Source organism: Vibrio sp. D401a (assembly GCF_030248515.1).
Taxonomy (GTDB): Bacteria; Pseudomonadota; Gammaproteobacteria; order Enterobacterales; family Vibrionaceae; genus Vibrio; species Vibrio rotiferianus.
The window spans coordinates 1-1225 of the sequence record NZ_JAHGAI010000037.1 but is presented as its reverse complement, the minus strand read 5'-3'; the positions used below and the strand labels follow the sequence as shown (position 1 = coordinate 1225).

The 1225-nt window shown below is 41.1% G+C and carries 2 protein-coding genes; both read right to left on the bottom strand.

The window, feature by feature from the left end; translation table 11 throughout:
* Positions 1 to 193: 193 nt before the first annotated feature.
* Complete coding sequence (locus KIV41_RS16250; RefSeq protein ID WP_038871220.1) at positions 194 to 607, bottom strand: RDD family protein; 414 nt, start codon at positions 605 to 607, stop codon at positions 194 to 196.
* A 159-nt stretch (positions 608 to 766) separates the two neighbouring features.
* A complete protein-coding gene (locus KIV41_RS16245; RefSeq protein ID WP_011150416.1) occupies positions 767 to 1129 on the bottom strand; it encodes a hypothetical protein in 363 nt (120 codons plus the stop codon).
* Positions 1130 to 1225 lie beyond the last annotated feature (96 nt).

Genomic DNA, 1225 nt, shown 5'->3' with positions numbered 1-1225 from the left:
TGCACTCTATTTAATAATAAACAACACTATGATACTTCCATATTAGCTCAGATGTCATTTTGCCGATTAAGCTAACGCCCTGTTGAGGTGTGAGCAACGCAATACCGATGCCGCCGCATACCACCTTAAACACTAAAACCACCGCATAGTGAAAATGCCACGCGTTGCGAATCCCTCTTGAACAGTTTGTTAGCTAATTTACTACTACGATTGTTTTCGCCAGTTTGTCACCTAATCTCTGTCTTCTTCTACCTAGAATAAAGATCGCGTCAATCACGCCGATTATTGGTGTCAAAACATTGCGGAAAAATGACTGAGGAAAACTACAACTTTTTCCTGTAACTGAATCTATAACTGAGATACCTAGTAGCCTCTTACCAAGGCTTTGACCCTTTGCGAAACCATCAGAAAGTAGGAAATAAAAAGCAGCGGCAGAAAAGGCGATTAAGCCAGATGAGTCTTGGGATAAACCAATTAATGTACCGAGCCAAAGAAAGAAAATGAATATTGCGGCACTTATTGCACCATCAATGATTTGTCCTAAATAACGAAGACCTGGGCTTGCGAGCCTATGCGATTCGATAATCGAATCTCTATCTGTTTCCACTTACTTTTCCTCCATGTGAGTTGGATGTCGAATAAATTTGCTAACGCCGCGTTAAGTAGTGAGCAACGCCACCACTGAACCTAACCCATTGTACCGTAAACACTAAAACTGATTTAAACCCAAAATGCCAAGCGTTGCGAATCTGTCTTAAACGCTTTGTTATGTGACATTTTTCAGGTAATCACCGTACTCATCTTGAACTATTGATTCATTTACAAACTTAGATGATTCAATTCCTAGTTCAACACAAGCGGAAGTTAAATTCGGTGACGTTGTTTCTTTCACGGGTTCATCATATTCACTAAAAACACTCTCGAACGTCCAAATATCCAAATAGTCTTGATCACCTTGGTCAAGTGCTGCCCATAGTTTCCCGGTGACTACTCCATTATTCAGAGAAAAAGAAGCCCAACTAATGCACTTTTTCCCTTCGTGCAAAAAGCCTTCGAGAAACACCGCAATACTTTTACCTCGATTTAGCGCTGATTCTGCTTCGCTTAAACTTAAATATCTGCGTCCCATTAATTTCACCTGTCACATAACGCCGCATTAAGGTGTGAGCAGCGCTTGGCTATACTTGAGCGAAGCGAAACTGCCAAGCGTTACGAATCACTCTTA

Coding starts and splice junctions, on each gene's coding strand:
- KIV41_RS16245 (WP_011150416.1), bottom strand. CDS start 1,129: ATGGGACGCAGATATTTAAGTTTAAGCGAAGCAGAATCAGCGCTAAAT.